Annotated in this window: 5 protein-coding genes; 1 reads left to right on the forward strand and 4 read right to left on the reverse strand. The window is 72.4% G+C overall.

Features of this window, described 5'->3' with window-relative positions; genetic code table 11:
- Both ACIQOV_RS20800 and ACIQOV_RS20805 read right to left on the reverse strand, forming a co-directional pair.
- Positions 1–2354 (reverse strand): glycosyl hydrolase family 18 protein (locus ACIQOV_RS20800; protein ID WP_401050461.1); only part of this gene is annotated, 2354 nt, incomplete at its 3' end.
- A 133-nt stretch (positions 2355–2487) separates the two neighbouring features.
- A complete protein-coding gene (locus ACIQOV_RS20805) occupies positions 2488–3507 on the reverse strand; it encodes an ArsR/SmtB family transcription factor (protein WP_401050463.1) in 1020 nt (339 codons plus the stop codon).
- A gap of 105 nt (positions 3508–3612) precedes the next feature.
- Between ACIQOV_RS20805 and ACIQOV_RS20810 the strand changes: the two genes are divergently transcribed.
- Positions 3613–5013, forward strand: a complete 1401-nt coding sequence (locus ACIQOV_RS20810) for an MFS transporter (protein WP_401050466.1) — start codon at positions 3613–3615, stop codon at positions 5011–5013.
- Positions 5014–5034: 21 nt separating this feature from the next.
- Here ACIQOV_RS20810 and ACIQOV_RS20815 read toward each other — a convergent pair whose 3' ends face one another.
- Both ACIQOV_RS20815 and ACIQOV_RS20820 read right to left on the reverse strand, forming a co-directional pair.
- Positions 5035–5439 (reverse strand): RidA family protein, encoded by a 405-nt coding sequence (locus ACIQOV_RS20815; protein WP_380545934.1) that lies wholly within the window; start codon positions 5437–5439, stop codon positions 5035–5037.
- A 63-nt stretch (positions 5440–5502) separates the two neighbouring features.
- Positions 5503–6333 (reverse strand): ATP-grasp domain-containing protein, encoded by an 831-nt coding sequence (locus ACIQOV_RS20820; RefSeq protein WP_401050469.1) that lies wholly within the window; start codon positions 6331–6333, stop codon positions 5503–5505.
- Between the last annotated feature and the right edge of the window lie 283 nt (positions 6334–6616).

The raw sequence follows: 6616 nt of genomic DNA on the forward strand, positions 1-6616 counted from the left end.
CGTCGAGCTACGTTGAGTAGCATGCGCCTGGGAACTTCCAAAGTGCAAGTCCCTACTTTGGAAGTGAGCAAAGATTGTTGTCGACGCCGAGACGGGGTGTCGCCGGACATCTCCCAGATCATGCCGCCGAGCAGGTTCTTCGACTTGAGGTAGGCGGTCTTCTGCGCGATCGACCAGGCGTCGTCGAAGGTCCACCACTGGCCGCCGGCGCCCGTGTAGCCGTACGTCGCGACGGACTTGGGGTCGTGGTAGACCTTGAGGCCGGAGAGGCTGGTGATCAGGTTGTTGTACCCGCGGGTTCCGGCCTCGTCGGAGAACTGGCCCGGTGCGGCGCCGTTCGCCGACTGCCAGGCGCCGTTCGCGCCGCCGTCCGCGACGCTCTGCCAGCCGCGCCCGTAGAACGGGAAGCCGATGGTCAGCTTGCGCGGGTTGACCCCGGCGTTCAGGTACGTCTGGACGGCCGTGTCCACGCTGAAGTGGGTGGTGTACGGGTCGTTCGGGTCCTGGTAGAGGTTGGAGGCGTGGCCGGTGCGGTTCGGCTCCCAGGAGTTGTCGCTGCCCGAGCCGTGGAAGTCGTAGCCCTGGACGTTGGCGATGTCCAGCGAGCCGAAGATCTTCGAGAGGTCCCAGCCGGCGGCGACCTTCGCCGGGTCGGCCGGGGTGAAGGCGGTGAGCAGCTTGTGCGAGCCGCCCAACGCGTCCAGCTGCTTGCGGAATTCGGCCAGCAGCAGGGTCAGGTTGCCCTTGTCGTCGGCGCTCCAGTGGTTGCCAGGGTGGCCGTCGCCGGAGCCGGGCCACTCCCAGTCGAGGTCGATGCCGTCGAAGATGCCGGCGGCCACGCCGTCGCCGCCGGCGCCGTTGTAGGCCGGCAGGTTGCCCTTGATCCAGGTGTCGATGCAGGACTTGACGAACTTCTGCCGGGACGCGTCGGTGGCGGCGGCGTCGGAGAAGTACTTGGAGTAGGTCCAGCCGCCGAGCGAGACGACCACCTTCAGGTTCGGGTACTTGGCCTTGAGCTTCTTCAACTGGTTGAAGTTGCCGCGGAGTTTGCCCCAGCCGTCGTCGGCCACGCCGTCCACCGACTGGTCGGCGCTCATCGCCCGGCCGTAGTCCGCGTCGGCGTCACCGGCGCCGGTGCCCTGGTCCGGGTCCTCCGGGTTGCCGCTGGTGCCCTTGGTGACGCCCGCCATGCAGGTCAGGTTGACCGGGTCGATGTTCTCGAAGGCGTAGTTGATGACGTCGAGCTTGGCGGCGGCGCCCGAGGTGTCCAGGTTCTTGACGAAGTACTGGCGGCCGTAGATGCCCCACTGGACGAAGTAGCCGACCCGGGCGTACTTTCCGGCGCCGACCAGGTCCGAGGTGGTCACGGAGAGCGGGGCGGACGCGGGTGAGGCGTTGTCGGCGGGGTCCCGGGCCTTCACGGTGAACGTGTAGGCGGTGGACGGCGACAGGCTGCCGACGGTCGCGCCGAGCGTGCTGCCGGTGACCGTGGCCGCCAGGGTGCTGCCCTGGTAGACGTCGTACGCGGCGACCCGGACGTTGTCGGTGGCGGCGTTCCAGGCGAGCTTCACGTCCGTCGAACTGACCGCCGTCGCACGGAGGTTGGTCGGTGCGGTGGGCGGCGAGGTGTCGGTGGACGGGTCGAAGGTGGACGCGGTGACGGACGGGCTGAGCGGGCCGGTGTTGCCGCGGCTGTCCTTGGCCCGGACGGTCAGGGTGTACGCGGTGGCCGGGGTGAGGCCGGTGACCAGCACGCCGGTGGACGGGCCGGAGGCGAGCACGGTGCCACCGCTCAGCACGTCGTAGCCGACGATCGGGAAGTCCCCGCCGGTGGCGGCCGGCCAGCTCAGCGCGAGCGTGTGCGCGGTGGACTCGGTCACCGTCGGGGTGCCCGGCGCGGACGGCGGGACGTCCGCGGAGCCGTCGCACTTGTCGCCGTTGATACGGCAGTTGAGCGGGGCGGAGACCGGCCCGTTGCCCACGAACCAGAAGCTGTACGGCTCGGTGGTGCTGTGGGCGTTGACGGTGGAGTTGTAGAACGCCGCCGTGGCGGTGACGTGCCGGCCGTTGACGGTGGCGGTGCCGTTGTAGCTGTTGCCGATGGTGACGCCGGCCGGGAGGTCGAACTCCAGGGTCCAGCCGCTCACCGCGGCGGCGTTGTCGTTGTGGACGATGTAGGTGCCCTGCCACCAGGAGCCGTTGTCGGCGGTGGTGAAGGTGGCGGTGAGCTTTCCGGCGGCGTTCGCCGGGGCGGCCAGCGCGGTGAGCGCGGCGAGGGGAAGGAGCAGGACGGAGAGCAGTGCCAGCAGTCTGCTGCGCACGCGCGGGCGCCCGGCCCGGGATCGAGCGGACATGGTTCTCCCTGTGGCTGTGGGGGTTGAACAGGGTGACGTAGAACCTTGGTTGATCCATTGATCCGTGTGCGATCGATGCCTGTGCCGTGGGGAGGCGAAGGCATGGGAACTGTAGGAGGACTGGACCAATGCGTCAACAGGTCTGTACCACTGATGGGCTCCCGGTCCCCGGCTTCACTCCCGTCAGCTCGTCCCCGAGCGGGCTGCGCCGGTACAGCACCGAGCGGCCGTGCCGGGCCCGGGTGACCAGGCCGGTGGCGGCGAGGACGGAAAGGTGCTGGCTGACCGCGCCCGGGGTGACGCCGAGGCGGAAGGCGAGGTCGGTCGTGGAGGCGGGCTCGGCGAGCAGCGCGAGCAGCCGAGCCTTCGGCGCGCCGACCAACGCCGCCACGGCCTGCGGCGGCACCGGCGTGCCCCGGCCGGCCGGCCCGGCCTGTCCGCGTGCCGGGTAACTGATCTGCGGCGCACGGTCATTGCTGATCATCGTGATCGCGCCGCGGACGAAGAAGGTCGGACAGAGCACCAGGCCGCGCCCGTCCACGGGCGTCTCCACGTCCCCGTCCGTCCAGTTCCGGCTGATCGACAGGACGCCGTTCTCCCAGTGGAGCCGGTGGTCCAGATCGGCGAAGAGGGCCGCCGCGCCGTGTTGGGCGAGCAGCCGGGCGCGGTAGACCAGGTCGGCCTCCAGAACGGCGCGGGCCTGCGGCCACCAGGCGGGGGCGAGGCACACCTCCCAGTACTCCTCCAGCGTGTCGGCGATCCGCGCCAACAGCCGTTCCGGGCAGGCGAGTCCGGCGGCGAGTGCGGCGGGCAGCGGTTGGCCGTGCGAGAGGAACGTCTGCTCCAGTTCGGCGCGCAACTGCTCCGGCGGGAACGCCCGGACGGTCGCGATCTCGGAGCGGAACTCGGGGGAGGGGGAGGTGGGGCGCGGCGTCAGGAAGTCGGGGACGAAGCGGTTCTCGGCGACGAGCGACAGCAGAAGACGGGAGTCCAGCCGTTCGAAGGCGGGCCTGAGCTGCTCGAAGGCCCGGGTCTGGAGGTGGTAGACGCCCGGGTGGGTCCACATCCGCAGGCTGAGCGCCGCCTCGTGGATCGGGGAGACGGCGAACCAGGTGGTGGCGAGGTCGGCCAGGCGGAGCGTGAACCGGTGCACGGGGCATCCTTCTGCGGGGATCGGCCGGGGCAGGCAGTCCGGCTTCGGATTCAGCCAGAGCCTAAAGGAGTACTGGTCCGCTCCGGCGCGCGGTGGGATCCATGCATGACCACCTCGACGGCGGAGTCCTCCGCACCTTCCCCTGCCGTGCCCGAAGACCGGGCTGCGCCTGCGACCCCCCGTGCCACCGGGGTCGTCGCCGCGCTGCGACGCCGGCTGCACCCCGACCCGACAGTCCGTCGGCTGGCGGGGATCACCCTGGTCAACACGGTGGGCAACGGCCTCTCCCTCTCCGTCGCGGTGCTGTTCTTCACCCGGGTGCTCGGCCTGAGCGCCGCCCAGCTGGGCCTCGGGATGACCGCCGCCGGCCTGTGCGGGGTCGTCGCGAGCGTGCCGGCCGGCCGGGCCGCCGACCGCTGGGGTGCGCGGCGGGTGCTGGTGGTGCTGGTGTCGGTGCAGGCGATCGGCACCGCCGGGTACGCGCTGGTGCACAGCTACCCGGCGTTCGTGGCGCTGGCCTGCCTGGTCTCCGCCGTCGACCGCGGCTCCGCCGCCACCCGGAACGCGCTCTTCGCCGAGGTGCTGCCCGCCGACCGCCGGGTGGCGGGCCGGGCCCACCTGCGGGTGGTGACCAACGTCGGGATCTGCCTGGGAACGGCCATCGGCGCGATCGCGCTCCAACTGGACACCCGGCCGGTGTACCTGACGGCGATCCTGGCCGACGCCGCCTCCTACGTGGCCGTCGCCGTGCTGTTCCACCGCCTCGACATCCCGCAGCGCTCCTCGGTGACCGGAGCGTCGGAGTCCGGGGCGGCAGTGTCCGAGCCGTCCGCGAAGACCGGAGTCGCGAACCCGTCGGACCCCTCGGGCCGGGGCGTCAAGCAGGGCCGGCGGCCGAACCCGGCGCTGCGGGACGGCCCGTTCCTGGCCGTGACGGTGCTGAACGCACTGCTCTGCCTGCAGTTCGCCGTCCTTGAGGTCGGCATACCGCTCTGGATCGTCCAGGAGACCGACGCGCCGCGGATCACCGTCGCGGGCACCCTGATCGTCAACACCCTGCTGGTGATCACCCTGCAGGTGCGGGCCACCCGGGGCACCGAGGAGCGGATGGAGGCCGCCCGGGCCTGCGGGCGCGCCGGAGTGGTGCTGGCCGCCTCCTGCCTGGTCGTCTCGCTGGCGCACGGTCTGCCCGCGGGCGTCGCGGCCGTGGTGGTGCTCGGCGGGGTCGCGCTGCAGTCGCTCGGCGAGGTCGTCGCGCAGGCGGGCGGCTGGGCGCTCAGCTACGACCTCGCGGGTGAGCGCGATCACGGTGCCTACCAGGGCGTGTTCAACGCGGGGACGGCGGCGGCGCTGATGGCCGGCCCGGCGCTGGTCGGCACCCTGGTCATCGGGTACGGCATGGTCGGCTGGGTCGTCCTGGGCACGGTGCTGGCCGCGGCGGGCCTGGCGATGCGCCCCGCCGTCCGGTGGGCCGGGCGGCGGGACGCGAGCCCCGGCGCGGTGTGAGACGAGCCGGCCGCGGGCCGGCTACTCGGGGACGATCGCCATCGCCTCGATCTCGATCAGCACCTCGGGCTTGAACAGGGCGGCCACCTGCATCGCGGAGGAGGCCGGCAGCGGAAGGGAGCCGAAGTGCTCGTCGCGGGCCTCGCGGACGGCCGAGAGGTGGGCGATGTCCGTCATGAAGTAGGTGAGCTTCACGACGTGCTCGAACCCGGCCCCGGCGGCGGCCAGGCAACGCCGCAGATTCTCGAAGACCTGCCGCGCCTGCGCCTTCGGATCGCCCTCGCCGACCAGGTTCCGCTGCTCGTCGAAGGCGACCTGGCCGGACACCTGGACCGTCCGGCCGCTGCCGGTGACGACCTGGGTGTAGCCGGTACCGGGCGCGACTCCGGGGGGCTCGGTGATGTGGGTGAGGTGAGAGGTGGTCATGGCGCGGATCCTGATCCATGATCCGCCGGAGACGCAAGCCCCGGCCCCGACGGCCGACCGGCCTCAGCGCACCACATCGGGCAGTTCGCGCAGGAACGGGCGGTCGGTGGACGGGAGTTGGGCGGCCGGTCCACCCGAGCGCAGCACCACGTCGAGGACGGCGTCCGGATCGGCGGCGTAACCACCGCTGGCCCACGCCGCGTTGGCCTCCACCACGGCCCAACGGCCGTTCTCCGTACGCCCGACGTCCACCACGGTGGCACTGGGCAGCGGCGCGTCCGACGCCGACGCGGCCAGCACGTCGGCGGTGAAGGCGAGCACCTCGGCGGTCTCCCCGGCGGTCTCCCCGGCGGGTGCCCCGGCGGTCTCCAGCGGCGCGACGGACAGGTCACCGTCCACGGCGTAGCGCGAGCCGGCCCGCACCGCGCCGTCCAGGACGAACAGCCGGTACTCGACGCCGAACCGAACGACCTCGCTCACCAGCACCGGCGTGTCACCGTCCAGCAGTTCGGGCCCCGGCAGCGTCCCGCCGTCGGGGTGGACCCGGGCGGCGAACAGCTTGTCCACCGGCGGCTTGACGAAGGCCGGGCGGCGCAGCCGGCGCGCCTCGGCCAGGGTGCCGAAGGAGACCCGGCGTCCGGTCAGCGCGAGCGGCAGCCGGGTCAGCCAGTCGGCGGCGGGCTCCAGCAGGCCGAGGCCGAGCTCCCGTCCGACGGCGTCGCCGAACAGCGGTCCGCCGTACACGTGCACCGCCGAGCCGCGCAGCCCGGGCGGCGCCTGCCAGGACGTCGCGGTGCACGCCCGCAGGCCGCGGCGTCCGGCGGCGGTGCGGAGCTGGAGGCCCGTCTCGTTGATGCGCGGCGCGAGCAGCAGGACGGGATCGGCGGTGGTCATGGCGACGATGCTGCCCCCGGTGCGGGGCCCGCCACCACCGGATTTCGGCGGGGAGGAGCGGCCGGGAGCCGGTCCCGCCCGGCCGGCCGGCTCCGGCCGAGGGGCGGGTGGGCTCTGGCCGAGGGGCGGGTGGGCATGCCAGAGTCGTGCCGCGTCGTCCGGGGCACCTCCCGGACCGCACCCGCAGTTCCGACCCACCCACAGTTACGACCCCCCCAGATTTAACACCCACCCAAAATTATGGACCCCCCCCCCGGCCACCCCCCCAAACCCCGGAAAGCAG

This window comes from Kitasatospora sp. NPDC091257 (assembly GCF_044757675.1).
Lineage (GTDB): Bacteria > Actinomycetota > Actinomycetes > Streptomycetales > Streptomycetaceae > Kitasatospora > Kitasatospora lactacystinica.

Excerpts from the sequence above, each read along its gene's own strand:
- ACIQOV_RS20810 (WP_401050466.1), top strand. The coding sequence starts at position 3,613 with ATGACCACCTCGACGGCGGAGTCCTCCGCACCTTCCCCTGCCGTGCCC.
- ACIQOV_RS20815 (WP_380545934.1), bottom strand. The coding sequence starts at position 5,439 with ATGACCACCTCTCACCTCACCCACATCACCGAGCCCCCCGGAGTCGCG.
- ACIQOV_RS20820 (WP_401050469.1), bottom strand. The coding sequence starts at position 6,333 with ATGACCACCGCCGATCCCGTCCTGCTGCTCGCGCCGCGCATCAACGAG.